General features: G+C 66.8%; 23 protein-coding genes and 1 pseudogene. 13 read left to right on the top strand and 11 right to left on the bottom strand.

Going from position 1 to position 25,652, the window contains the following annotated elements; genetic code table 11:
• Position 1 precedes the first annotated feature (1 nt).
• The 5 genes from Q7V45_RS11645 to uraD form a co-directional block, all read right to left on the bottom strand.
• Positions 2-991: a tripartite tricarboxylate transporter substrate binding protein gene (locus Q7V45_RS11645; RefSeq protein ID WP_304851939.1), complete on the bottom strand. Its 990-nt coding sequence runs from the start codon at positions 989-991 to the stop codon at positions 2-4.
• 4 nt (positions 992-995) lie between these two features.
• Positions 996-1,937: a tripartite tricarboxylate transporter substrate binding protein gene (locus tag Q7V45_RS11640; protein ID WP_304851936.1), complete on the bottom strand. Its 942-nt coding sequence runs from the start codon at positions 1,935-1,937 to the stop codon at positions 996-998.
• Between the two features lie 85 nt (positions 1,938-2,022).
• Positions 2,023-2,997 carry a tripartite tricarboxylate transporter substrate binding protein gene (locus tag Q7V45_RS11635; RefSeq protein ID WP_304851933.1) on the bottom strand — a complete coding sequence of 325 codons (975 nt, stop codon included), beginning with the start codon at positions 2,995-2,997 and terminating at the stop codon, positions 2,023-2,025.
• A 156-nt stretch (positions 2,998-3,153) separates the two neighbouring features.
• Positions 3,154-4,590: an NAD-dependent succinate-semialdehyde dehydrogenase gene (locus Q7V45_RS11630; protein ID WP_304851929.1), complete on the bottom strand. Its 1,437-nt coding sequence runs from the start codon at positions 4,588-4,590 to the stop codon at positions 3,154-3,156.
• Positions 4,591-4,608: 18 nt separating this feature from the next.
• On the bottom strand, positions 4,609-5,490 hold the full coding sequence (gene uraD / locus Q7V45_RS11625) for a 2-oxo-4-hydroxy-4-carboxy-5-ureidoimidazoline decarboxylase (RefSeq protein ID WP_304851925.1): 882 nt from the start codon (positions 5,488-5,490) through the stop codon (positions 4,609-4,611).
• A gap of 72 nt (positions 5,491-5,562) precedes the next feature.
• Between uraD and Q7V45_RS11620 the strand changes: the two genes are divergently transcribed.
• The 9 genes from Q7V45_RS11620 to acdA all read left to right on the top strand — a co-directional run bounded on the left by Q7V45_RS11620 (position 5,563) and on the right by acdA (position 16,108).
• Positions 5,563-6,816 carry an ABC transporter substrate-binding protein gene (locus tag Q7V45_RS11620; RefSeq protein ID WP_304851922.1) on the top strand — a complete coding sequence of 418 codons (1,254 nt, stop codon included), beginning with the start codon at positions 5,563-5,565 and terminating at the stop codon, positions 6,814-6,816.
• A 227-nt stretch (positions 6,817-7,043) separates the two neighbouring features.
• Positions 7,044-7,925, top strand: coding sequence for a branched-chain amino acid ABC transporter permease (locus Q7V45_RS11615; protein WP_304851919.1), 882 nt, complete (start codon positions 7,044-7,046; stop codon positions 7,923-7,925).
• The gene (locus tag Q7V45_RS11610) at positions 7,922-8,920 is read left to right on the top strand and encodes a branched-chain amino acid ABC transporter permease (protein WP_304851916.1); all 999 of its coding nucleotides are present in this window, start codon (positions 7,922-7,924) and stop codon (positions 8,918-8,920) included. Before Q7V45_RS11615 ends, Q7V45_RS11610 begins: the two co-directional genes overlap by 4 nt.
• Complete coding sequence (locus tag Q7V45_RS11605) at positions 8,917-9,648, top strand: ABC transporter ATP-binding protein (protein ID WP_304851913.1); 732 nt, start codon at positions 8,917-8,919, stop codon at positions 9,646-9,648. Before Q7V45_RS11610 ends, Q7V45_RS11605 begins: the two co-directional genes overlap by 4 nt.
• Complete coding sequence (locus tag Q7V45_RS11600) at positions 9,645-10,361, top strand: ABC transporter ATP-binding protein (protein WP_304851908.1); 717 nt, start codon at positions 9,645-9,647, stop codon at positions 10,359-10,361. The genes Q7V45_RS11605 and Q7V45_RS11600 overlap by 4 nt, the downstream gene beginning before the upstream one ends.
• Positions 10,362-10,542: 181 nt before the next feature.
• Complete coding sequence (locus Q7V45_RS11595) at positions 10,543-11,634, top strand: transglutaminase-like domain-containing protein (RefSeq protein ID WP_304851905.1); 1,092 nt, start codon at positions 10,543-10,545, stop codon at positions 11,632-11,634.
• A 257-nt stretch (positions 11,635-11,891) separates the two neighbouring features.
• The gene (locus Q7V45_RS11590; protein ID WP_304851902.1) at positions 11,892-13,394 is read left to right on the top strand and encodes an adenylate/guanylate cyclase domain-containing protein; all 1,503 of its coding nucleotides are present in this window, start codon (positions 11,892-11,894) and stop codon (positions 13,392-13,394) included.
• Positions 13,391-14,902, top strand: a complete 1,512-nt coding sequence (locus Q7V45_RS11585; protein ID WP_304851899.1) for an adenylate/guanylate cyclase domain-containing protein — start codon at positions 13,391-13,393, stop codon at positions 14,900-14,902. Before Q7V45_RS11590 ends, Q7V45_RS11585 begins: the two co-directional genes overlap by 4 nt.
• 12 nt (positions 14,903-14,914) lie before the next feature.
• The gene (gene acdA, locus Q7V45_RS11580; protein WP_304851896.1) at positions 14,915-16,108 is read left to right on the top strand and encodes a 3-sulfinopropanoyl-CoA desulfinase; all 1,194 of its coding nucleotides are present in this window, start codon (positions 14,915-14,917) and stop codon (positions 16,106-16,108) included.
• A 116-nt stretch (positions 16,109-16,224) separates the two neighbouring features.
• Here acdA and Q7V45_RS11575 read toward each other — a convergent pair whose 3' ends face one another.
• Genes Q7V45_RS11575 through Q7V45_RS11565 form a run of 3 tightly spaced genes read right to left on the bottom strand, consistent with a single transcriptional unit; the run spans position 16,225 to position 17,720 of the window.
• Entirely contained in the window at positions 16,225-16,899 is a 675-nt protein-coding gene (locus Q7V45_RS11575) for a hypothetical protein (protein ID WP_304851893.1), read from the bottom strand.
• 9 nt (positions 16,900-16,908) lie between these two features.
• Positions 16,909-17,304 (bottom strand): Rrf2 family transcriptional regulator, encoded by a 396-nt coding sequence (locus Q7V45_RS11570; protein WP_304851890.1) that lies wholly within the window; start codon positions 17,302-17,304, stop codon positions 16,909-16,911.
• Positions 17,301-17,720, bottom strand: coding sequence for a GNAT family N-acetyltransferase (locus Q7V45_RS11565; RefSeq protein WP_304851886.1), 420 nt, complete (start codon positions 17,718-17,720; stop codon positions 17,301-17,303). Before Q7V45_RS11565 ends, Q7V45_RS11570 begins: the two co-directional genes overlap by 4 nt.
• 71 nt (positions 17,721-17,791) lie before the next feature.
• On the opposite strand from Q7V45_RS11565, the gene boxC reads away from it, so the two are divergent.
• From boxC to Q7V45_RS11550, 3 genes are all read left to right on the top strand, one after another.
• A complete protein-coding gene (gene boxC, locus Q7V45_RS11560) occupies positions 17,792-19,456 on the top strand; it encodes a 2,3-epoxybenzoyl-CoA dihydrolase (protein ID WP_304851883.1) in 1,665 nt (554 codons plus the stop codon).
• Between the two features lie 161 nt (positions 19,457-19,617).
• Positions 19,618-21,036: a benzoyl-CoA 2,3-epoxidase subunit BoxB gene (gene boxB, locus Q7V45_RS11555; protein ID WP_304851880.1), complete on the top strand. Its 1,419-nt coding sequence runs from the start codon at positions 19,618-19,620 to the stop codon at positions 21,034-21,036.
• A 218-nt stretch (positions 21,037-21,254) separates the two neighbouring features.
• On the top strand, positions 21,255-22,001 hold the full coding sequence (locus Q7V45_RS11550) for a hypothetical protein (RefSeq protein WP_304851877.1): 747 nt from the start codon (positions 21,255-21,257) through the stop codon (positions 21,999-22,001).
• Positions 22,002-22,049: 48 nt separating this feature from the next.
• Here Q7V45_RS11550 and Q7V45_RS11545 read toward each other — a convergent pair whose 3' ends face one another.
• Together Q7V45_RS11545 and dctP are read right to left on the bottom strand one after the other, a co-directional pair.
• Positions 22,050-23,729 carry a SulP family inorganic anion transporter gene (locus Q7V45_RS11545; protein WP_304851874.1) on the bottom strand — a complete coding sequence of 560 codons (1,680 nt, stop codon included), beginning with the start codon at positions 23,727-23,729 and terminating at the stop codon, positions 22,050-22,052.
• Positions 23,730-23,809: 80 nt separating this feature from the next.
• On the bottom strand, positions 23,810-24,781 hold the full coding sequence (gene dctP, locus Q7V45_RS11540) for a TRAP transporter substrate-binding protein DctP (protein ID WP_304851870.1): 972 nt from the start codon (positions 24,779-24,781) through the stop codon (positions 23,810-23,812).
• 211 nt (positions 24,782-24,992) lie between these two features.
• Between dctP and Q7V45_RS11535 the strand changes: the two genes are divergently transcribed.
• Entirely contained in the window at positions 24,993-25,556 is a 564-nt protein-coding gene (locus Q7V45_RS11535) for a hypothetical protein (protein WP_304851867.1), read from the top strand.
• On the opposite strand, the pseudogene Q7V45_RS11530 reads toward Q7V45_RS11535, so the two are convergent.
• Positions 25,513-25,652, bottom strand: a pseudogene (locus Q7V45_RS11530) (integrase core domain-containing protein); the annotation flags it as partial. The gene Q7V45_RS11535 and the pseudogene Q7V45_RS11530 overlap by 44 nt on opposite strands.

The following is a 25,652-nucleotide window of genomic DNA, read 5'->3' as shown; positions in this document are numbered from 1 at the left end:
GCTACTCCATCGGCAGGCCGGTGGTGCGGGCGATGGCGCTCCAGCGCTCGACCTCAGCCCTCACGAAGTCGCCGAAGGCTTGGCGGCTTTCGAGGTCGATGCGGGCGCCCTGCTCGGCCCAGATCCGCTTGATGTCGGGCTCGGCCAGTGCCGCCTGCACGGCGGCGTGCAGCGCGTCGAGCGCAACAGGGGGCGTCTTCATGGGCGCAAACAGGCCGTACCAGGTGCTGACCTCGAAATCCTTGACGCCCGCTTCGGCGAAGGTCGGCACGTCGGGCAGGACGCTTTCGCGCTTCGCAGTCGCGACGGCGAGCGCGCGCAGCTTGCCGGACTGGACATAGGAGGCGATCGTGCTGAGCGGCTGGAAGGTGGCGTCGAGCTGCGCCGACAGCAGGTCCTGCAGCGCCGGCCCGCCGCCGCGATAGGGCACATGCGTCAGCCTGATGCCGGTGCGCCGCTGCAGCAGTTCGATGGCGAGATGCGGCATGGTGCCGAGGCCCGACGAGCCGATGTTGATCGAGTCGGGCGCCTTGCGGGCCGCGGCGAGGAAGGCCGCCAGATCCTTGACGTCGAGCTTGGCCGGATTGACGACCAGCCCGACCGGTACCTTCGCAATGTTGCTGACGGGCGCGAAGTCGCGCAGCAGGTCGAAGCCCGAGTCGGCGTAGACGACCGTGGCGAAGGACTGGGCGCTGTTGGCGACCAGCAGGGTGCAGCCATCGGGACGCGCCCGCGCCACCACCATGCCGCCCAACGTGCCACCGGCGCCGCTGCGATTCTCGACCACGACCGGCAGGCCGAAGCGCTGGCTGACACTGGCCGCGACGGGACGCGCGAAGGTGTCGTTCGAGCCCCCCGGCGGAAACGGCACGATCCAGTTCATGGCCCGCGGCGGCCGCCATTGCTGGGCATGCGACGAACCCGCCGCGCCCGTGGCCAGCAGCAAGCCGCCCAGGGCGGCCCGGCGAGAAAGAGACCGCGAGGGCGTCATCGGTTCACTCCATCTGGACGTTGGCGGCCTTGGCAATGCGGGCCCACCGCTCGACCTCGCGGCCGATGAAATTCGCGAAATCGGCGCGGCTTTCGAGCTCGACCTTCGCCCCATGCTCGGCCCACAGCCGCTTCACTTCGTCGGAGCCCAGCGCTCGCTGTACGGCGGCATGAATTCGGTCGAGGACGACGTCGGGCGTGCGGATCGGCGCAAACAGTCCAAACCAGGTGGTCATCCGGAAGTCGGCCAACCCCGCCTCATGCGCCGTCGGCACGTCCGGCAACTGCGCATCGCGGCGCCGGTTGATGACCGCGAGGGCGCGCAGCTTGCCCGACCGGACAGAACTCGCAACGGCGCTGACCAGCACGAAGGCGGCACCGATCTGGCCGGCCAGCAGGTCCTGCAGCATCGGTGCGCCACCGCGGTAGGGGACATGCGTGAGCTTGATGCCGGCGCGCCCCTCGAAGAGGCCGATGGCGAGATGGGTCACCGTGCCAAGGCCGGCCGAGCCGATGTCGATGCTGCCGGGCGCCTTCTTTGCCATCTCGATGAAGGCTTCGAGATTGGCCGCATCGATCCGCGCCGGATTGATCACCAGGGCATAGGGAACACGGCCGAAGGCGGCGATCGGCGCGAAGTCGCGCAGGAAGTCGAAGCCTGCCCGCGGATAGATGGTCGGCGCGTAGACGAGGCCGGTATCGCCCACCAGCATCGTGTAGCCGTCCGGCGCGGCCCGCGCCGCGACGGCGGTGCCGACCGTGCCGCCGGCGCCGCTGCGATTGTCGATCACCACCGATTCGCCGATCGCCTCGGCAACCCGCGCCGCAATGGGGCGCGAGAACATGTCGGAGCCGCCGCCGGCCGGGAACGGCACGATCCAGGATACAGTGCGCGTCGGCCAGTCGCTGGCGCGCGCCGGCACCATCGGCCCGGCGCCCGCCGCCATCAATCCCCCCAGCAAACTCCGCCGCGCAATCCCGCTCATTCGGCCGGGAGCTTAGCGTCCGGCCGCGGCGGCGCAATACCGGGTGTTACTGCGGTTCGATCTTCGCGAGCTTGATGTACCTTGTCCAATCCTCGCGCTCCTTGGCGACGAAGGCGTCGCACTGGGCGATCGTCCAGTCCTTCGGCGGCGGAATGAAGCCGAGTTGCTTAACGCGCTCCAGGATCGCCGGCTCGTAGATCGCGTCCATGATCACCCGGTTCAGTTTCTGTTTGATGTCGTCCGGCGTCTCCTTGCGCACCGCGAAGCAAGCGAAGGCGATGATCACATAGTCCGGATAGGTCTCGGCGATGGCTGGAATGTCGGGAAACAGCGGTGAGCGTTCCTTCGACGTGACCGCGAGCGCCCGCACATAGCCCGAACGGACGTAGCTCTCGCCCACCACCTGGTCGGGGAACACGCAATCGACGCGGCCGGCATTGAGATCCTGGATCGAGGAGACGGCATCGCGATAGGCGACTTCCTCGAACTTCACACCGGTCGTGACCTCGAAGAGAGCGGCCGGCACGCGCGAGGAGGCGTTGCCGTAACCCGAGAAGAGCGGCTTTGGCTGCTTCTTGGCATACTCGACGAACTCCTTCACCGTCTTGTACGGCGCGTCGGGCTTCACCAGCATGAAGTTGCCGGCGGTGCCGATGACGGCGACCGTGGTGAAGTCGGTCGGGTCGTAGGTCATCTGCTTGTACAGGCTGGGATTGGCGGCCAGCGTACTGGTCGAGCCGAGCAGGATCGTGTAGCCGTCGGCCGGCGCGTTCTTGACCTGGATCGTACCGATCATGCCGGTGGCGCCAGGCTTGTTCTCGATGACGAACGGCTTGCCCGTCATGGTCTCGAGCTGCTTGCCGATTAGGCGCGAGATGATGTCGGTGGAGCCGCCCGGACCGAACGGCACGAGGATCTTCACCAGTCGGGCCGGATAGGCTTCCTGCGCCTGCGCACCAGCGCCCAGTGCGGCGGCGACCGGAAGGCCGCCCAGGGCGGCCAGAACATTTCTACGTTTCATGCATGCGCTCCTCGATCGGGACGAGACCCGTATAAGTCGGCGCGGCCAAAAGGCGAGCCTGTGTTTGCCCTCCGTTCCGAGGGGCGACAGGTTTCGCACATGAAAGCCCTCCTCCGACGGATCGGAGGAGGGCCGGATTTTTCAGCCTGCGACAGGCTACATGCCGAGCTGGCTGATGAACTTGGTGTTCAGGTAGGCCTCGAGCGCCTCGATGCCCCCCTCCGAGCCGTAGCCCGAGTCCTTCATGCCGCCGAACGGGACTTCCGGCAGCGCAAGACCATGGTGGTTGATCGACACCATGCCGCTTTCGAAGGCGGCACCGACCTGCGTCATGGTCTTGCTGTTGGTGGTGTAGGCGTAGGCCGCGAGGCCCCACGGCAGGCGGTTGGCTTCCTTCATCACCCCGTCGAAATCCTTGAACGACGAGATCGGGGCCAGCGGGCCGAACGGCTCCTCGTTCATGATGCGGGCATCGAGCGGCACGTCGGTGAGGACGGTCGGCTCGTAGAAGTAGCCCTTGTTGCCCTTGCGCTGGCCACCGGTCTGGACCTTGGCGCCCTTGCCGATGGCATCGCTCACGAAGCCGTCGATCGCGTGCAGGCGACGCTCGGCGACGAGCGGCCCCATGCGCGTGTCCTTGTCGAGGCCGTTACCGACCTTGATGTTCTTCGCGTAGGCGGTGAACTTCTCGACGAACTCCGGATAGACCTTCTCGTGCACCAGGAAGCGGGTCGGCGCGACGCAGACTTGTCCGGCATTGCGGAACTTGTTGGCGCCCAGGATGTTCACCGCCTGGTCGATGTCGGCATCCTCGAACACGATGGCCGGCGAATGGCCGCCCAGTTCCATGGTGACGCGCTTCATGTGCGCGCCGGCCAGGGCCGCCAGCTGCTTGCCGACCGGCGTCGAGCCGGTGAACGTCACCTTCTTGATGATCGGATGCGGGATCAGATACTCGCTGATCTCAGACGGCACGCCGTAGACGAGCTGGATGACGCCCGCGGGCACGCCAGCATCGACGAAGGCCTTGATGAGCTGGGCACACGAGCCGGGCGTGTCTTCCGGTCCCTTGATGATGATCGAGCAGCCGGTGGCCAGCGCCGCCGAGGCCTTGCGCACCACCTGGTTGATCGGGAAGTTCCAAGGCGTGAAGGCGGCGACCGGACCGACCGGTTCCTTGGTCACGAGCTGGTACACGTTCTCGAAGCGCGCCGGGACGATGCGGCCGTAGGTGCGGCGGCCTTCCTCGGCCATCCAGTCGATGATGTCGCCGGCGAGGAGGGTCTCACCCTTGGCCTCCATCACCGGCTTGCCCTGCTCCATCGTCATGATGGTCGCGATCTCGTCGGCGCGCTGGCGCATCAGCTCTGCGGCCTTGCGCATGACCTTGTAGCGATCGAACGGCGAGACCTTGCGCCACTGCTGGAAGCCCTTTTCGGCCGCCTCGAGCGCACGGTCGAGGTCGGCCTTCTCGGCATGGGCCACATGGCCGATCACTTCTTCCGTGGCCGGATTGATGACCGGGATCGTCCGGCCGTTGGCGCCCTTGGTCCAGGCACCGTCGATCATCAGGGATACGTCGCTGTAGTTCATTATTTCCTCCTCCTACTTCTAGCTTCCGCGATACGTCGAATAGCTCCAGGGCGTGCAGAGCAGCGGGACGTGATAATGCCCCTCCGGCTCGGCAATGGAAAACCGTAAAGGCACGATGTCGAGAAAAGGTGGATCGCCCTGCTCGATGCCCCTGCTGCGGAAATGGTCACCCACCGCGAAGCGCAGCTCATAGCGGCCGACCGGCAGCGGCCGGCCGCCGATCAGCGGCGCATCGGTGCGACCATCGGCGTTGGTCGCGGCGGTTGCAATCAGATAGGCGCGCTCGCCCGCGAATTCATGGAGTTCGACGGAGATGCCAACCGCCGGTCGCCCCGCATGGGTGTCGAGTACATGCGTGCTGAGCCGGCCGTTCACTTTCGGCATTCCCTCGCCCATCACCTTGGCCGCCAGCCGCAGCCGCGTGATGAAGGAGATTTCCTGCAGGGAAGCGGCGAATTCCGTCGCCGCGTCGTGGCGCAGCCGGCGTTCGAACTGGGCGAGGATCGAATCGCGCGTGTGCCGGCGGACGCAGACGATGAACGGGAAGCCGAACTTCGCCTTGTAGGCGTCATTGAGGTGGTGGAAGCGCGCGAATTCCTCCTCGGAGAGTGTATCGAGCCCGACACTCGCCTGTTCATGTCGCGAGTCCACGGTGAGCGCACCCGCCCGCGCCGCCTTGCCGGCGAGATCGGGATGGCCGCACACGAAGGCAAGCTGGCGCTCGCGCGGCGCGGCCCGCACCGCGCCCATCATCGCTTCGTGCAGTGCGATGACCGTGGCGAAGGGGCGTTTGGCGGCGGCGGCTTCGGCGACCCACGGCGCCAGTTCGAACGTGTCGCCGACGGCGGCCACGAACTCGCCGGCGGTCGCTCGATTGAGGTCGTCGAGGCTATGGATCATGCCGGCCGACCTAGCACGCGCAGAAGTCAGCCTCTATAGTCCCGGCCAGCAAAAACCTTGGGAGGAGCCGCAATGACCGGCCGCAAGACCTTCACCCGCCGTCGCCTTGGGCAGTCCGCTCTCGCCGGCGCCGCCCTGCTGGGCGCTCCCCTGCCGCTGCGTGAGGCCTTTGCCCAGGGCGCGCCCGCCAACCTCAAGGTCGGCCTGCTGCTGCCGACCTCGGGCCTGCAGGCGCAGATCGGCCAGGCCTGCCGCCGTGGCGCCGACGTGGCCAACGACGTGTTCGCCGACATGAAGTTGCCGGTGAAGCTCGAGATCGTGAACTACGACACCGAGACCAAGCCGGACGTGGCCCGCACCCAGGCCGAGAAGGCGATCGACGCGGGCTGCCACATCCTGGTCGGCGCCTTCGATTCCGGCCAGACCATCGCCATCGCCCAGGTCTGCGAGCAGCGCGGCGTGCCGCTGGTCGTGAACATCGCGGCCGCCCCGCAGATCACCGAGCAGGGCTACAAGTTCGTCGTGCGCAACTTCCCGACGGCGCCGATGCTGATCACCGGCGCGCTGTCGCTGCACAAGGAGATCTTCAAGATCTCGGGCAAGACGCCGAAGACCGCCGTGCTGATGAGCGTGAACGACACGTTCGGCACCGCGATGATCAACGGCATCAAGGCGCTGTTTCCCAAGCTCGACATGCCCTACGAGCTGGTCGACACGATCAGCTACGACGTCGCCGCCAAGGACCTCTCGGTCGAGGTCGCCAAGGCCAAGGCCACCAAGGCCGAACTGCTGCTGCCGGTCAGCCGCCTGAACGACGCGAAGCTGCTCGTCCAGGAGATGGTGAAGCAGCGCTGGGAACCGATGGGGGTCCTCAATCCCGGAGCGCCCGGCCTCTACGAGCAGGACTTCCTCAAGACCATGGGCAAGTACGGCGAGTACATGATCTCGAACGTGCCATGGCTCGACCCGAAATCGGCAATGACCCAGGCGCTCGAGAAGCGCCATGCCGCGAAGTTCCCCAACGACCAGCTCGACCTCAACGGTGGCTTCACCTTCGAGGGCGTCCTGATCGCTGCGCAGGCCTGGCTCGCCGCCAAATCGACCAAGCCCGGCGACCTCATGGAAGCGCTGCGCAAGATCAAGATCGACCAGCATGTGATGGTCGGCGGCCCGATCCAGTTCGACTCCAAGGGCCAGAACGTCAACATCAAGGCCACGGCCGTCGAGAACCTGAAGCGCAAGCCCACGGTCGTGCTGCCGCTCGAGTCGGCCGCCGCCCCGCTCGTCTTCCCGATGCCGCCGTGGAACGACAAGCGCCGCACCTGATCCACTCGCTCACGCCTTCCCTCTCCGCCGCGCAGCGGGGGAGGATGCGGGGCCCATTGCGAAGCAATGGGAGGGTGAGGTGGTCTTCTCTCAAGGCAACACCTCACCGACGCAGCGACGAAAGACCCACCTCACCCTCCCCACGCTTGCGCGCGGGTCCCCTCCCTCTCCCCCCGCTGCGCGGGCGGAGAGGGCTCTCGAAAGCGTCAGTTCGATAAGACGACACGATGACCGCCGATTTCCTCCTTTCGCTTGCCCAGGCGATCACCAAGGGCCTGTTGACCGGCATGGTCTACGGGCTGATGGCGCTCGGCCTCTCGGTCATCTTCGGCGTGATGCGCGTCGTCAACTTCGCGCACGGCGAGATCATGGTCGTCGGCATGTATCTCGCCTGGATGGGTTTCGAATACCTGCAGGTCTCGCCGATGCTGAGCCTGCCGGTGATCGCCTTGATCTTCTTCGGCGCGGGCTATGCGCTGCAGCGCGTGGTGATCTCGCCCTTCATCGGCCGGCCCGAGCATCAGCAGTTCCTGCTGCTGCTGGCCATCGCCATCCTGCTGGTCAATGCCTGCCTCGTCGTCGCCGGTCCCGACTCGCGCGGCGTCCAGATGGAGTCGCAGTTCGATTCGTACGAACTCGGGCCCTTCGTCTTCGACGCGGTCCGCGCGCACGCCGCCCTCACCGCGGTGGTGATCGCGGGCCTGTTGTGGCTCTTCTTCACCCGCACCCGCACCGGCAAGTCGATCCGCGCCGCCGCCGACAACAATCTCGGCGCGCTGGTGGTCGGCCTCGACGTCCGCCGGCTCTACGCCTTCACCTTCGGTGTCGGTGCCGCCTGCGTGGGCGCCGCCGGCGCGCTGATGATCACGATCATTCCGGTGACGCCCTTCCTCGCCGCCGAGTACACGCTGCTCGCCTTCGTCATCGTGATCGTGGGCGGCCTCGGCAGCATGACCGGCGCGCTGGCCGGCGGCCTGCTGATCGGGGTCAGCGAGGCGGTGGCCGGGCTCCTGCTGCAGCCGTCGCTGAAGAGCATGGTGAGCTTCGGTATCCTCATCCTGGTGCTGCTGCTGCGGCCACAGGGCCTGTTCGGCAAGAGCAGCACATGACATTTCTCACGCGCCTCACCGGGGGCGTGCCGGCCCGCTCCCTGTGGTGCCTCGGCGGGCTCCTGATGCTCCTGCTCGTGGCGCCGGCGCTGCTCGGGAAATACGGCCTGTCCGTCCTGATCCTGGTCCTCTACTTCGCCTTCGTCGGCCAGGCCTGGAACATCATGATGGGCTTCGCCGGCCAGCTTTCGCTCGGCCATGCGCTCTATGCCGGGGTCGGCGGCTATATCGCCGCCGGCCTGTTCTTCCACTACGGCATCGGCCCGTGGGCCGGCGTCTTCGTCGCGGTGGCGGCCGCCGTCGCCGCCGGATCGATCGTCGGCTATCTGGGCTTTCGCTTCTCGCTGGCCGGGGTCTATTTCGCGCTGCTCACCATCGCCTTCAGCGAGTTCACGCGCATCGCCTTCGATCACTGGGGCTGGGTCGGCGGTTCGGGCGGACTCTTCCTCAAGGTCGACTCCACCTCGGACATCCTGAACCTGCGCGGCGGGCCACTGCTCTTCTACTATGTGATCCTGGCACTGGCCGCCGGCACCTTCATCCTCTGCCGTGCCCTGCTGGAGAGCCGGCTCGGCCGCTACTGGCTGGCCATCCGCGAAGATCCGGAGGCCGCCCAGGCCGTGGGCGTGCCGGTCCTGCGCTGCAAGATGATCGCGATCATGATCTCGGCAGGCCTGACCGCGCTGGCCGGCGTCTGGAACGCCTTCTACTACAACAACCTCTTCCCCGAGACGGCCTTTGCCATGGGCCGCTCCATCGAGTTCACCCTGGCGCCGATCATCGGCGGGCTGGGCACGCTCTTCGGTCCGATCGTCGGCGCCGTCGTGCTGACCGGCCTCGGCGAGATCTTCACCGACCTCAGCGAGGTCTTCCACATCTCCGGCCTGAAGCAGATCTTCTACGGGCTCGCCCTGCTGGTGATCGTGATGTACCGCCCGGCCGGCGTCTGGCCGTGGATCGCCGACCGCTTCGGCTTCGGGGAAAAGCAGAAATGAGCGGCGCGCGGCTCGAACTCGATGGGATCGGCAAGAGCTTCCGCGGCCTCCGCGCGGTCCACGATGTCTCGTTCGACGTGCCGGCCGGCGCCATCAACGCGCTCATCGGGCCCAACGGCGCGGGCAAGACCACCATCTTCAACATGATTGCGGGTGTCTACCGGCCGGACGCCGGCAGCGTGCAGCTCGACGGGCGGCAGATCTCCGGTCTGCGGCCCGACCTCGTCTGCGACGCGGGCGTCGGCCGCACCTTCCAGATCGTGAAGCCGTTCAAGGGATTGAGCGTTCTGGAGAACGTCACGGTGGGCGCCCTGCACCGCCGGCCCGCGCTTCCAGACGCCCGGGCCTATGCCGCGGACATTCTGATGCAGCTCGGCCTGCACGATCGCCGGCACCAGGCGGCCGAGAGCCTCACCTTGCCCGACCGCAAACGCCTTGAGGTTGCGCGCGCGCTCGCCACCGAGCCCAAGCTGCTGCTGCTCGACGAGGTGATGGCCGGGCTGCGGCCCACCGAGATCGACGTCATGGTGACGTTCCTGCAGGAACTCAACATGCGCACCGGCCTCACCATCCTGCTGATCGAGCATGTGATGCGGGCGGTCATGGCGCTCGCCTCCAACATCGTGGTGGTGAGCTACGGCGAGAAGATCGCCGAGGGCACGCCGGCCGAAATCGCGCGCCATCAGGCGGTGCTCGACGTCTATCTGGGCGAAGCGGAGCCCGCATGAGCGCGCCCCTCCTGAAGGTCGAGAACCTCGACCTGTTCTATGGCGACGCCCAGGCGCTGGCCGGCGTTTCACTCGAGATCGGACAGGGCGAGATCGTGGCCATCGTCGGCGCCAACGGAGCAGGCAAGAGTTCGCTGATCCGCGCGATCCACGGGATCGAGAAACCGACGCGCGGCCATGTCCGGTTCGACGGTAGCGACATCACCGGCTGGCCTTCCTATCGCGTCTGCGAGGCGGGCATCGGTCATGTCGCCGAAGGCCGCCAGGTCTTTCCCAATCTCTCGGTTCTGGAAAACCTCGAGATGGGCGCAACGCCCAAACGCACGCGGGCGCTGGAGAAGCAGACGCTGGAGCGCGTCTTCGCGATGTTCCCGCGCCTTGCCGAACGGCGGCGCCAGGCCGCCGGCACGCTCTCGGGCGGCGAGCAGCAGATGGTGGCGATCGGTCGCTGCCTGATGGGCCAGCCGCGCCTCATCATGTTCGACGAGCCCTCGCTCGGGCTGGCCCCCACCATCGTGCAGGAAGTCTTCCGCATCGTGCGCCGGCTGAACGAAGAGGGCCTCACCATCCTCCTGGTCGAGCAGAACGTGATGGCGTCGCTGCGAATCGCAAATCGCGGCTACGTGCTGGAGAACGGCCGCATCGAGCTCGAAGGCGCGGGCGCCGACCTGCTGACCAACGACCGCGTCCGTCAGGCCTATCTCGGCCTTTGAGAAGCCCCGACCGGCCTGCGATCTGACGGAGTTGACGGTCTCCGCGACCCGTTGCATTTCTTGTTCTCCGGTACTGACGCTGTCGCGTGCGACGCGGATCGGTCCGGGATGGTGCCGGCTCTTCCCGACGACGGGACGACCGCCCTCCCCGGCAGTAATTGCCAATCGGGGAGGACTCGAAATGCATCGTCGTGACATGTTCAAGGCCGGCATCGCTGCCGGGGCCCTTTCATTCTCTCCGCGGCTGGCGTCGGCCCAGGCTGTGACCTACGCCCCCGTGCCCAAGGGCTGGCGCAGCTACCTGCTGACAACCCGCATCGAGCCGACGGCCGGCGCAACCAAGGCGTGGATCCCGCTGCCGACCTTCGAGGCGCCGGACTGGCAGCGCCCCGGCGCCGTCACCTGGACCGGCAATGCGCGCGTCACCGAACGCGTCCGCGATCCCAAGTATGGCGCCGAGATGCTGAGGGTCGAATGGGCGGCCGACCAGCAGGCGCCGGTGATCGAAATCGTGGCGCCGATCCAGGCGCAGAACCGGTCGGTCGTGCCAGGCCGGGGCAATGCTGCGCCGCTCAGCGACGCCGAGCGCAAGCTCAACCTGATGCCGACCACCTTCCTGCCGACCGACGGCCTCGTGAAGGAAACGGCCGACGGGATCGTGCGCGGCAAGCAGGGCGACGTCGCCAAGGCGCGCGCGATCTACGACTGGGTCGTCGAGAACACCTTCCGCAACGCCAAGACGCTGGGCTGCGGCGTCGGCGACATCACCACGATGATCAGGACCGGCAACCTGAACGGCAAGTGTGCCGACCTGAACGCGCTCTATGTCGGCCTCGCCCGCTCGATCGGATTACCGGCGCGCGACGTCTACGGCATTCGCGTGATGCCGTCGGAGTTCGGCTTCAAGGCGCTGGGCGCCGGTTCGGAGGTCGTGTCCAAGGCGCAGCACTGCCGCGCCGAGGTCTGGCTCAGCGGCTCAGGCTGGACGCCGGTCGATCCCGCCGACGTGCGCAAGGTCGTACTCGAGGAACCGCCGGCCAACCTCGCCATGACCGACCCGAAGGTCGTCGCCGCTCGCCGCGCCCTGTTCGGCTCCTGGGAAGGCAACTGGCTCGCCTACAACGTCGCGCACGATGTGAAGCTGCCGGGCTCGAAGGAGGAGCCGGTCGCCTTCCTGATGTATCCGCAGGCCGAGAACCGGTCCGGCTTCCTCGACTCGCTCGACCCGGACAAGTTCAAGTACCGAATCACGGCGCGTGAACTGATCGCATAAGGCTGTCCCGTCGTCTCGACCGGAGCCTCGCCCCTCGAATACCTCGGGGTAAACTCCACGAGGCGAAGTGGAGAGACCTTTTTTCGCCCGGCCGCGCGTCTATTGGTGGGAAAGAGGTCTCTCCGCTTCGCGACGGAGCCTGCCCCGAGGGCTTCCGAGGGGGCGCTTCGGTCGAGACGACGGAGCCTTTGAGAGCGAAACCGGATCAACTCAGGCGGGGCATTCCGCTCCGTCGCGATCCGCACTATATCCGGCGGATGAACGCCCCCCACGACGCGGCGCCGCACTGGTCGCCCGCCAGACTCGTGCATCGCTACTACCTTGCGATGTCGGTGCCGTTCCTGATCGACGTCGTCTCGGTGCTCGTCTATGCGGCGCTCAACGACGCCCCGCAGGTCATCCTTCCGTCGCTGGCGGTCACGACCCTGTTCCTCGCCGGCGGAGTGGGCCTCGGTGCCTGGCTTCTGATCCGGCCGATACGGCATTTCATCGAGGGGCGAGCGGCCTTCGGTGACATCGAGAGTGCGCTGGCGCGGCTGCCGCGCCATTCCGCGACCGTCGTGGGGGTGATGTACGCGCCGATGGTGGGGCTGCGCCTGCTCTCGCATCGCCTCGACATCACCTTCGGCGCCACACTCCAGCAGGTTGCCTGGCCGGACGTCTTCGCCAACCTGACGGTCGGTACCGGCTTCAACGTCGTCCTCACCTTCTTTGTCGTCGCGGCGTACCTCGATCGCCTGTGCGAGGAGCTGTTTCGCACGAGGGGCGTGAACATCGGGACGTTCGATGGCCGCTTCCGGCGCAAGGTCGCCCTCGCCCTCCTGTTCGTGTCCTTCGCGACCATGGTCCTGATCGTCGCCGACATGCTGAGCTACAGCGGTGACCGGCTGGTGCGCGAAGCCTCGTCCGACATCACGACGTCGGCAATCGGCACGGCCTTCATGTACTACTGGATATCGAGCGCGCTGACCCGACCGATCACGCGGCTGGATGGCGGCCTGCGCCGCGTCGCCGACGACGACTATACGGTGCGCCTGCCCGTCACCTCGAACGACGAGCTGGGCCATGCCGCCAGCCGCTTCAACCAGATGGTCGAGGGCCTCGCCGAGAAAGCCTACCTTCGCGACACTTTCGGCAAGTACGTGAGCGAGACGGTCGCCGCCTCGATTCTGTCCAACCGCGGCAATACCGGCCGCAGCATCGACACCACGGCCGAAGCGACCCTGATGTTCACGGACATCGAGGGCTTTACGGCCGTTTCCGAGAGCGCGACGCCGGCCGAGGTCGCCGCCCTCCTGAACGCCTATCTTCACACCGTCGTCCCGGTCATTCAGCGCCACGGAGGCATCGTGAACAGCTTCATCGGCGACGGGCTCTTCGCGAGCTTCGGCTTGCCGCGGCCGCTGGAGGACCACGCCAGGGCCGCCATCGCGGCCGCGATCGAAATCCAGCAGGCCCTCTCCGTTGCCCGGTTCGCGCGCGGCTTCGCACTCCCGACGCGCATCGGCCTCAACACCGGGCCCGTCATCGGCGTCACGATCGGCACCGACAATCGGCTCAGCTACACGTTGCTGGGCGATGCGGTGAACGTCGCCGCGCGTATCGAGCAACTCAACAAGAAGTTCGGCACACGCATCCTCGCCGCCGAGCGCACCGTGGCGGCGGCGGGCGCGGAGGCTTTCTGCGAACGGCTGGGCACCACCGACGTGCGCGGTCATCAGGACGGCGTCGTCGTCTATCGTGTGGGACAGCCCCTGTGACCGCAGCAGGAAACGGCCAGCCCGTCGCAACGGCGTCCGAGATCGGCAGCCTGCGGCGGCGCTATCTGCTGCGGGCGGTCTCCGCGGCCGGGGTCGACATCGTCTTCACCGGCGTGTTCGTCGCCTTCGCGGATGCCTGGGCCTATGCGCCGCGGTCGATCGCCGTCGGGCTCTTCCTGCTGCTGGGCGTCAATACCCTGGTTTGCCGGCGCCTGTTCATACCGATCGAGGAATATCTGTCGGGACGGCGATCGTTCGAGGATGTGGAGCGCCGGATCACGCAACTCCCGCTCCTGACGGCCGCGCGCGTGGCGCTGCTCGCGCTGGTGATGGTGGGCTTTCGGGTGATGGCGCCGTACCTCTGGCCGGATGCCACCTTCCGCGCCCTCCCCACCCAGACGCTGGTCGACAACGTCGCGCTCTGCCTGCTGCTGCCGCTCTTCTACTTCACCTACATCTACTTCGTCATAAGCGACTATCTGGCCACGCTCTGCGGCTTCATCTTCGAACGCACCGGCCGGAACCTGTCGCTGTTCTTCGGCCGTTACCGCCTGAAGCTCGGCATCGCCCTGCTGGTCATGTCCCTGGCCCCCATGACGGCCGTGATCATCGACCTCCTGTCCTACGAGGGCGAGAAGGTGCAGTACGAGATCGCAACCGACGTCGCCATTGGGCTGATGGGCGTCACCGTCTCGGTCTACTTCATCTGGCGATCGCTGCTGCGTCCCATCCGCATCCTGTCCCGCGCCATGTCGACCGTCGCCGGCGGTGACATGTCGGTCCGGATCCCCGTGACGTCGAACGACGAGGTCGGGGAACTGACCGGCCAGTTCAACACCATGATCGAGGGGCTGCGCGAACGCGAGCAGATCCGCGAGACGTTCGGCCGGTATGTCGACGAGAGCGTGGCCTCGACCATCCTGCAGCGCGGCGGCAACGGCGTGCTGGCCGGAGAAACCCGCGACGCGACGATCCTGTTCACGGACGTATCGGGGTTCACGACCATCGCCGAAAAGCTGCCCCCGGACCATCTCTTCGGGGCGCTGAACGAATATCTCGAGACCGTCCTCGCTCCCATCCGCGACCATGGCGGCGTGGTGCACACCTTCATCGGCGACGGCCTCTTCGCCTCCTTCAACATGCCGTTGGCCTGTCCTCAACACGCTCCGGCCGCCATCCGTGCGGCCGTCGACATCCAGCGCGCCGTCGCCGGCCGCAGTTTCGGTGAGGCCAGGGTCCCCTTCGTCACCCGGATCGGGATCAGCACCGGCCCGGTCATCGGCGGATCCGTCGGCGCCGGCCAGCGGCTCAGCTTCACATTGCTAGGCGACACGGTGAACCTCGCCGCGCGCCTGGAAAAGTTGAACAAGGATCACGGCACGAGCATTCTCGTTTCGGAGACGACGTGCGCCGGCTGCGGTACGGAGTTCGTGTTCAAGCCGCTCGGCAGCACGGCCGTCCGCGGCCGAAGCGGGTCGGTCGCCATCTTCACCATCGATACAGTCTGAGGTCCGCCGTCCATGAACCCGTCCGCCCTGTCACCGGATCAGATCGAACTGCAGGCCCGCGCCCGCGAACTCGCCGCCGGCCCCGTCGCCACCCGCGCCGCCGAGGTCGATCGCACCGAGCAATATCCCTGGGACAATGTCGAACTGCTGAAGGATGCCAGGCTGGTCGGCATGACGATCCCCAAGCAGTATGGCGGCCAGGGCAAGGGCTGGCTCGACGCCGTGCTCGCCATCGAGGCGCTGTCGGCGGCCTGCGCCGTCACCGGCCGCATCGCCGTCGAGACCAACATGGGCGCGATCAGCGCGGTCATGGCCTATGGCTCGGAAGAGCAGAAGAAGATGTGCGCCGACATGGTTCTGGCCGGCGACAAGCCCGCGATCTGCATCACCGAGCCCGATGCCGGCTCCGACGCCAACGGCATGACCACGCGCGCCGACAAGAAGGGCAACCGCTACGTCCTGAACGGCCGCAAGCACTGGATCACCGGCGGCGGCGTCTCCCGCCTGCACCTGATCTTCGCCAAGGTCTACGACGAGAAGGGCACGTTCGAGGGCATCGGCGGCTTCCTCGCCATCCGCGACGAGACCAAGGGCCTCAAGATCACCAAGCGCGAGCCGACCATGGGTCTGCGCGGCATTCCCGAGGCAGTGATCGACCTCGAGGACATGGACGTCCCGCCATCGGCGCTGGTGATCCCGCCGCGCGGCCTGAAGAAGGGCTTCGCCGACCTGATGACCGCCTACAACAGCCAGCGCGTCGGAGCCGCCACCGTGGCGCTCGGCATCGCCGACGGCGCCTATCGGCTGGCGCTCGACTGGTCGGAGACGCGCCACCAGTTCGGCCGGCCGATCAACGAGTTCCAGGGCCTGCAATGGAAGCTCGCGGACATGTCGATCAAGCTCGAGGCCGCGCGCGCGCTGGTCTACAACGCCGCGCGCTCGGGCGAAGGCGGCTTCCCCGACATGCTGATGGCGGCCCAGGCCAAGGTGTTCACGTCGGAGAGCGCCATCCAGATCGTGAACGAGGCGCTGCAGTTCTTCGGCGCCCGCGGCTACAGCCGCGAACTGCCGCTCGAACGCATGGCCCGCGACGTCCGCATGTTCACCATCGGCGGCGGCACGGCGGAAGTGCTGCGCAACGTCGTGGCGGGCGCGCTGCTCAAGAAGAAGCTCCCGCAGACGCGGGATGGATGGGACAAGGCTTAGTCTATTCCTCTCCCCCGATAGGGGGAGAGGTTAGGTGAGGGGGTTACAGGAGGTGCGTCGCCCCCTCACCCAGCCTCTCCCCCTATCGGGGGAGAGGAGCAAGATGAGCGGTCGCCCTAACGCCCGAACCGGTTCCACTTGCCGTCGTTGCCGCGCATCAGAACGAACTCCTGGCCCTTCTTCGCGGTGTCGTCGCGCGGCGTGCAGGCGATCGAGATCCAGGACTGGAAGTCCCAGCGCGCCGAGCAGCTCTCGGTCGCACAGGGCAACTCGAACTCCGCCTCGGTCGGGAGTGCATCGCCCGAGGGCGCGAAGATCGACAGCGTGCCGCGCGCCGGCTGGAGCGAGCAGGCGACCGTCAGGAATCTTGTCTTGTCCGAGGCCCAGACCGGCGCGCCGTGGACCGTGAACAGCCGGCCCGTGCGCTTCATCACCAGCGTCCAGGCGAAGTCGTCGGGGCCCGGCGTGCGCACGACGTAGAAGCGGCCGGGATCGTCATAACGCTCGTAGAGGTACTGGTAGCCGGCGTCGCCATAGGGACAATCCTGCAGCTCGACCGCTGTGCCACCGTCGATCGCCAGCCACAGCCGGTCGCCCTGCCGCGAAACGCTCGGCACGTCGGCCCTGAGCCGCTGCGCCTCTTCGGGCCAGTCGATCGTCCCGCTGTCCCGCTCGTAGGCCGGGTCAAGCGCGCCGCTCGGCGTGCAGGCCTTTGCCTCCACGCCGGCATTCTGCGCGAGCGCAATTCCGGGAAACAGCAGGGCGGCAAGACAGACCAGACGCGCGATCATGCGGGTCCCTCAAGTGGGTCGCCGCAGCATCGTCTCCAAGCTTACAGATCGCAATGTGGCCTCGGCGATTTCGTCGATCTCGGTCAGAACACGCTGCAAGGCGGCGCCGATTTCGGTCTCCTCGCCGGGCTCGGCGGCACGGCTGCCCGGCGCCGGTTCGAACAGCGCCACGATGTCCATCAGGGTGATGCGGCGGCGGTTGCCGGTAAAGCGATAGCCGCCTGACGCGCCGCGCCCGCCCTGCACCAGACCGGCGGCAGACAGCGTGCGCAAGACCTTGGCCAGGGAATGGGTGGAGACGCCGAAGCTCTCGGCGAGATCAGCCGACGACAGGGTCCGCGCAGGGTCGCGCGCCAGTTCGAGAACGGCATAGAGGCCAAGCCGCGTCGCCGTCTGGAGCTTCACGGCAACTCCTTGTCCAGCTGCAGCGACGGGCCGGCGACCATGCCCTGGGCGCGGAAGAACGACAGGATCAGGTGGTCCTTGCGATCGACCAGGGTACGCACCCGCGTCACTCCCTGTTGCTTGAACCGCTCTGCCAACGCCTCGAACAGCGCACTGCCGACACCCTTGAGGCGCGTTTTCGGATCGACCTGGATGGCGAAGACCCAGCCGGCGGCCGGCTGGCCGAATTCCCAGGCCCGGACCTCGCCAGCGATGAAGCCGGCCAGCCCGCCCTTTGCCGTCTCCGCGACCAGAAAATGGCGATCCGGGCCCAGCATCTCCTGCCAGTAGTGCGGCTTGTCGGAACCGGTCAGCCGTGCGTCCAGCGCGGAAATCGCTGCGAGATCAGGGGCTTGGGCGGGGCGGATCGCAACCATGTCTGGGGAGAGAATGACCTTGCGGCGGGGAAAGTAAATAGGTAATTCAGTACCGAATTACAGAAATAGGGATGCCAATGGACCCCGCCGCCGCGCCCATCGACTTCCGCACCGAACCCTCCCGTTACAAGCACTGGAAGCTCGCGTTCGAGAACGGCGTCGCCTACCTCACCATGGACGTGAACGAGGAGGGCGGCCTCAAGCCCGGCTACAAGCTGAAGCTCAACTCCTACGACCTGGGCGTCGACATCGAACTGGCCGATGCCGTGCAGCGCCTGCGCTTCGAGCATCCCGAGATCGGCGCCGTCGTGATCCGTTCGCAGCGCGACCGCATCTTCTGCTCCGGCGCCAACATCAACATGCTTGGCCTCTCGACGCACGATCACAAGGTCAACTTCTGCAAGTTCACCAACGAGACGCGGCTGGCCATCGAGGATGCGAGCATCCATTCCGGCCAGACCTACATCTGCTCGATCAACGGCATCGCCGCGGGCGGCGGCTACGAGTTGGCGCTGGCCTGCGAGCAGATCCTGCTGGCCGACGACGGATCGAGCGCGGTGTCGCTGCCCGAGCTGCCGCTGCTGGCGGTGCTGCCGGGCACCGGCGGGCTGACCCGCCTGGTCGACAAGCGCATGGTGCGCCGCGACCATGCCGACTTCTTCTGCACCACGGCCGAGGGCCTGCGCGGCAAGCGGGCGCGCGAGTGGCGACTGGTCGACCAGCTCATCCCGCCTTCGAAGCTGGTGGAACAGACGCAGAAGATTGCCGAGGAGGTCGCGGCGACGTCGTCGCGACCGAAGGATGCCAAAGGCATCGCGCTGCCGACGGTGGAACGGCAGATCGACGGCGACACGCTGCGCTACGCCTACCTCACCGTCGAGATCGACCACGAGGGCCGCTCGGCGAGGTTCCGCCTCAACGGCCCTTCCTCCGCACCGCCCGACGACGTGCACGCGGCCGGCGCGTCGTTCTGGCCGCTGGCGCTGGCTCGCGAGTTCGACGATGCGATGATGCATCTGCGTCTCAACGAGACCGAGATCGGCACCTGGGTGCTCACCAGCCAGGGCGATGCGGCGCTGGTCGAGGCCTATGACGCGCTGCTCGCGGAGAAGGCCGACGACTGGCTGGTGCATGAGATCGTGCTCTACTGGAAGCGCACCCTGAAGCGGCTCGACGTGAGTTCGCGCAGCCTGATCGCGCTGATCGAGCCCGGCTCCTGCTTCACCGGCACCCTGCTCGAGGTCGCCTTGGCGGCCGACCGTTCCTACATGCTGGATGGCGTATTCGAGGGCTCGAACCTGCCCGCCGCCACGGTGCGGCTCACCGGCATGAACTTCGGCCCCTACCCGATGGGCAACGGGCTGACGCGGCTCTCGACGCGCTTTCTCAATGATCCCCGCCACGTCGACACGCTCAAGGACCAGGCCCGCGAACCGCTGCACGCCGCCGCCGCCGACGAGGCCGGCCTCGTCACCTTCACGCCCGACGACATCGACTGGGAAGACGAGGTACGCCTCGCCGTCGAGGAACGCGCCGGCTTCTCGCCCGACGGGCTGATCGGCATGGAGGCGAACCTGCGCTTCCCCGGCCCCGAAACGATGGAAACGAAGATCTTCGCGCGGCTCTCGGCCTGGCAGAACTGGATCTTCCAGCGGCCCAATGCGACGGGCCCGGAGGGCGCGCTGAAACTCTACGGCACCGGCAAGCAGAGCAAGTACGACCGCAAGCGGGCTTGAATTGATCGAACCCACACGACCTCATCCTGAGGAGCGCTCCGCAGGAGCGCGTCTCGAAGGATCGGCAACAGGCAAGGTGCTCGTTCCCACCCTTCGAGACGGCGCTTCGCGCCTCCTCAGGGTGAGGTGATCTCCGGCAAGCAGAATCGAAGGAGGCACTCATGGCCATCGACTACAGCCAGCTCATTCCCAACAACGTCGATCTCTCCTCAGACCGCCGGCTCCAGCGCGCGCTGGAGAACTGGCAGCCGCGCTTCCTCGACTGGTGGAAGGACATGGGCCCCGACGGCACATCTTCCTTCGACGTGTACCTGCGCACCGCCGTCTCCACCGACTCGAACGGCTGGGCCAATTTCGGTTACGTGAAGATGCCGGACTATCGCTGGGGCATCTTCCTGGCCGACCGCGATCCCGAGCGCCAGATTGCCTTCGGCGACAACAAGGGCAAGCCCGCCTGGCAGGACGTGCCCGGCGAAATGCGCTCGACCCTGCGGCGCCTGATCGTCACCCAGGGCGACACCGAGCCGGCCTCGGTCGAGCAGCAGCGCCTGCTGGGCAAGACCGCGCCGTCGCTCTACGACCTGCGCAACCTCTTCCAGATCAACGTCGAGGAAGGCCGCCATCTCTGGGCGATGGTCTACCTGCTGCACGCCTATTTCGGCCGCGACGGCCGCGAGGAGGCCGAGGCGATGCTGGAGCGCCATTCGGGCGACCCCGACAAGCCGCGCATCCTCGGCGCCTTCAACGAGGCGACGCCGGACTGGCTCAGCTTCTTCATGTTCACCTACTTCACCGACCGCGACGGCAAGTACCAGCTCGCGTCGCTGGCCGAGTCCGGCTTCGACCCGCTGGCCCGCTCGTGCCGCTTCATGCTGACCGAGGAAGCGCACCACATGTTCGTGGGCGAGACCGGCGTCGGCCGCATCCTCCAGCGCACCTGCGAGTTGATGAAGGAGCACAGGACCGACGACGTGCGCAGCCTGGGGGGCATCGACCTGCCGACCATCCAGAAGTATCTCAACTTCCACTTCTCGGTGTCGCTCGACCTGTTCGGCCAGGAAGCCTCGACCAACGCGGCCAACTATTACACGCAGGGCGTCAAGGGCCGCTTCCTCGAGACCCGCATCGACGACGATCACCTGCTGACCAATGCGACCTACGAGATCGAAACGGTCGAGGATGGCCGCATCGTCAAGAAGGCGGTGCCCGCCCTGCAGGCGCTGAACGAGCGGCTGCGCCAGGACTATATCGACGACTGCGCCAAGGGCGTGCTGCGCTGGAACAAGACGATCGAGCGTGCCGGGATCAACTTCGAGATGACCCTGCCGCACCGTGCCTTCGACCGGCAGATCGGCGCCTTCGCCGGCGTACGCGTCTCGCCCGAAGGCAAGGTCCTCAGCGAGGCCGAGTGGAACGCCCACAAGGACAGGTGGCTGCCGACCGACGAGGACCGCGCCTACGTCACCTCGCTGATGGGCGCGGCCGTCACCCAGCCCGGCAAGTTCGCCCACTGGATCGCCCCGCCGGCCCGCGGCATCAACAACCAGCCGGGCGATTTTGAGTACGTGCGGTTCAACTAGGAGGCGGGGCCTCCAATGACCCGCCTGCGCTTGGGGTCACAGGCGGGTCGCGCCTCCGGTGTGGACGGAGGCAGGGAGGCCGTCCTGGGTCGACGGCGAGCTTCAACATGCCTCGCCAGGGCCCGCCCGGGTTGTGATCACCTTGTGGCTTGCGTCGACGGTGCGGCCCGGGGCACGTTGGCCTGCCCGCCAATCAGCGCCCGCGAGGTTCACCCGTCTTGAGCCCGATCCAGTTTGCCGCCCTCGCCTTCGCCTGCATCATCGCCAGCGCGGCCGCCGGGGCCCTGCTGCGTCCTCGCCTGCCCGAGCATCATGTAAGCGGCGATTCCAAGGACGTGATCAAACTCTCGATCGCGCTGGTTGCCACAATGTCGGCGCTGGTACTGGCGCTGCTCTTCGCCTCGACCCGTACCACTTTCGAGCGCACCAGCGGCCTGGTGAGCCGCCTGACGGCCGAGATTACCGAACTCGACCGCGTGCTGAAGCATTATGGCCCAGAGGCGGACCCGGTGCGTGCGGCCCTGCGTGCCGAGATCCAGCCGATGATCGATTCGATCTGGCGCGAGGAGGCCGTGGCGCGCGGCGTGAAGCTCGACGAAGGCAAGGCTCCTGAAGAGCAGGTTCTCTACATGCTGCAGGACCTGCAACCCGCCAATGCCAAGCAGCGGGCCCTGCATGTGCGCGCCATCCAGATCAGCGCCGACCTGCAGCAGACCCAGATCGCCCTCTTCGCACAGCCAGCGGATTCGATCTCCAACACGTTTCTGATCGTGCTGATCGTCTGGCTGATGTTCATCTTCGGCGTCTTCAGCATGTCGGCGCCGGCAAATCCCACGATGTTCGTCGTGATCGCGACCTGCATCCTCTCGGCGTCCGCGGCCTTCTACCTGATCCTGGAACTCGGCATACCTTTCGGCGGGTTGATGCAACTCTCCAACGAACCGCTGCGGAACGCGCTGAAGTAGGTTGGCCCATGGCCGGCGCGACTGGAGTGCCTTCTCCCGCGAGCGCCCTTACGGCAGCGGCTTCGAAGGTGGCAGGCACGCGGCAGCTGCGACTGTCGGATAGACGATGTCGCCCTCGCCGTCTCCTGCTGCGAGGCGGAGGCCGCGCTCGATGTCGCGTCTCACACGATCGCGCAGATTGCCGAACGCCAGCGTGATGCCCTTCGCGCGCAGCTCACGCTCCAGGTCGACAAGCAGGTCGCACGCCATGAGGTCGACATCGTGAATGGCCGCCCCATCGATCACGACGCGGCGCACCGGATGGGGCGCGGCCGCAACGCGCGCCTCGATGCGCTCGCGAAACAGCTCGCAGTTGGCGAAGAACAAGGGCGCGGAGAAGCGATAGACGAGCAGGCCCGGGACCGAAACGGCATCGGTACGATGGGCGGGGTCGTGCCAGCCGCCGTCGGGTGTGCGGCCGAGGGCAGCGTCGGCCGGAAAGGCCAGGGCGCGCAGCAACAGGACCAACGAGAAAACGACGCCGACCAGGATGCCGTCCATCACTCCCAGCACCACGACCCCCGTCATCGTCAGCAGTGCGGCGGCGAGATCGCTGCCGCGGAAGCGCCAGAGCCGGCTGAACTCGCCCAGGTCGCAGAGGCCCCAGGCGGAGGCGATCAGGATACCGCCCAAGGCCGCCGTCGGGAGGTAGTAGAGCAGATCTCCCATCCACAGCGTGACGCCCGCCACGATGGCCGCCGCGACGACCATGGTGACCTGCGTCCGGCTGCCCGCCGCATCGGCGACGGCGGTGCGGGTGTCGCTGGCGCTGATCGGCAGCCCCTGGGTCAGGCCCGAGACCAGGTTGGCGGTGCCGATCCCCAGCAGTTCCTGGTCGGCATCGACGCGCGTGCCATGCCGCGCGCCGAACGCGCGAGCGGTGATCATCGTATCGGAGAAGGACAGGAGCGCGGCGACCAGCGCCACCGGTAGCAGGGCGTCGAAATCAGCCAGCGACAGGAGTGGCAGCGACAGGTCCGGAAGCCCCGTCGGAATGCGGCCGATCAGGGTGACTCCGTGCCGTTCGAGACCCAACAGAACGACGGCCAGCATGGAGCCCGCCAGCGCGACCACCGCTCCCGGTATGCGCGGCGCGAGGCGACGACAGATGAGGATGACGGCAAAGCACGAGGCCCCGATCGCGAGGGAGGCGAGATTCGTATCGCCGAGCCTGCTGGCCGTGGCGACGAGCTGGTCGAACGTCGTCTCGCCCTCGACCTTGAAGCCCAGCACTTTGGGAATTTGCGCCCCCACGATCACCAGGGCGAGTCCGTGCATGAATCCCGCGATCACCGGCTTGGACAGGAAGTTGGCGACGAAGCCCAGCCGCAGCAGGCCGGCCAGCAGGCAGATGAGCCCGACCATGACGCCGAGCCCGGTTGCGAGCAGCGCCAGCCGGAGCGGATCACCCAGCGCGAGCGGCGCCACGGCGACCGCCACGATGGCCGCCATGGCGGTGTCGGGTCCAACGACGAGATGACGGGAACTGCCGAACAGGGCGTAGGCGAGCAGCGGCAGGATGCTGCCATAGAGCCCGGCCATCGGAAGGCCGGCCAGTTCGCCGTAGGCGAGACCCACCGGCACCATGACTGCGCCGAGCGTCAATCCTGCCGCCATGTCGCGCGGCAGAAACGATGCCTCGTAGCTGCGCAACGTCGCCAGGCCCGGCATCCAGCGCAATATGCTCATTCGACCCTCTCCCCTGCCCGATCCTAGGCGGCGAGGGTGCGATTTCACAGGGGGCGCGCTTCAGTGCTCGTTGACCGGCGCTACCTTGCCCTCTCGGCCTCGATACGTTCGATCATCGACCTGAGCCGCGCATCGGAGACAGCGACGGGGTGGAATGGCGCCAGGGCCCTGGCAAAGCCGTCGTGGTCGATGTCGCTCACGATCAGGACACCGGCCGCTTCGGCCTCACGCCGGGCCGCCGCCTCATGTTCGTCCCACAGCCGTCGATAGAAGGCGATCGAATCGCGCGCGGAAGTGCGGATGATCGCCTTGTCTTCGGACGAGAGCGTGTTCCAGACCGGCCGGGAGAACAGCAGTACGCTCGGCGGCCTCGCATGCTCGGTCAGGCTGAAGCTCCTTGCCACGCGGTGATGCTGCAGGGCGACGAAGGACGACCATGTTCCATCGGCCACGTCCACGGCGCCTGCGCGCATGGCGGCCGGGACCCGTGACTGGGACATGGGCACCGGCTGGGCCCCGAGGGCGCGCAACATGGGTGACCAGATCGAGGACGGCTGGACGCGGTACTTTATGCCGCGCAAGTCGGCCGGCGAGCGGATCGGCCTGGTGCCGTAGGTCGATCTCGGTCCGCCGTCGTAGAAGCCGAGACCGATGACGCCGGTACTCTCCAGCGATGCCAGGATCTCCTCACCGATCGGTCCATCGAGCACCTTGCGTTCGTGCTCGGTCGACCGGATGAGATAGGGAAGCGTCAGGACGCTGGTGACCGGCGCCGCGCTGTTCAATGTGTTGAGATTGATCCGCGCCATGTCGAGGGTGCCGTTGCGGAGCTGCGCCAGGGTGTAGTTCTCGGATTCCCGGTCGCCGGCGCCGAGATTCGACAAAATGAGGCGATTGCCGCTGCGTTCGCGAATCAGGTCGCCCATGTACGCCGTGGCGCGCACGGTGGGGTAACTCGACGGATAAATGTCCGACGAGACGATATCTCGCGCCATCGCAGGCGGCCCGAGCGTCAGGGCGAGGAAGAACGCGGCACACTTGGCGAAATGCATTGGCCGACCAGATTTCAAGTCCACTAGGTCAGACGGCTTACACAGCAGAATATCGGTCTGCAATGCAGATCAGCGAGTGGGAAAGAAGGAAGGGCATTATTCCCGTATCGAGGGTGGTAATCAACGGACCACAACTTAGTGTCGCCCGCTTTGCGGGAACTCCAGTCGCTTCACTTTGTTTCATCCGGGCCATCACCAGTGCGAGAGAGCGATGAAGACGATCAGTCGATCCTATGACAGCTACGCGCAGGCTCGCGCGGCTGTGGACGCGATCGAAAGGGCCGGGATCCCCTCATCCGACGTGAGTTTGATCGCGAACAAGCATGTCGGCGTCGAGTACGAGAACGTGGAGGCCGTCCCAGAGACTGCCACGGGGGCTGGCATCGGCGCCGTGGTCGGGGGAGGCGTCGGCCTCCTGGCGGGTCTCGGCCTGCTGGCGATCCCCGGCTTCGGCCCCGTGGTTGCAGCAGGCTGGCTGGCGGCGATGGCCGTGGGCACCGCAGCAGGCGTCGCCACGGGCGGACTCATGGGCGCCCTGATCGGCGCCGGCATCGACGAGGAAGAAGCGGCGATCCTCTCCGAATCCGTCCGCCGGGGCGGCACACTCCTCACGGTGCGCGCCCCCGACGGTGAAGTGGGCCGCATCGAAGGCCTGTTGTCCATCCATCGCCCGACGGACATCGCAGCCCACGCGGCCCGGTGGCGCGACGAGGTAATGGGCAAACAGGCCTGTGGAGCCTCAACAGGTTGTCCTCGGCGAGGGCCAGTCTGCTGATGGGTGTTTTACCCTTGATGCCGGCGTGCGGTCGATGCCAGTTATAGCGATGGATCCAGAAGGGTAGCTCTTGGGCACGCTGGTCTGAAGTGTCGT

Source organism: Reyranella sp., assembly GCF_030651995.1.
Lineage (GTDB): Bacteria > Pseudomonadota > Alphaproteobacteria > Reyranellales > Reyranellaceae > Reyranella.
Note: the sequence above shows the minus strand (reverse complement) of the source record. Positions and strands in the feature narration are given on the sequence as shown.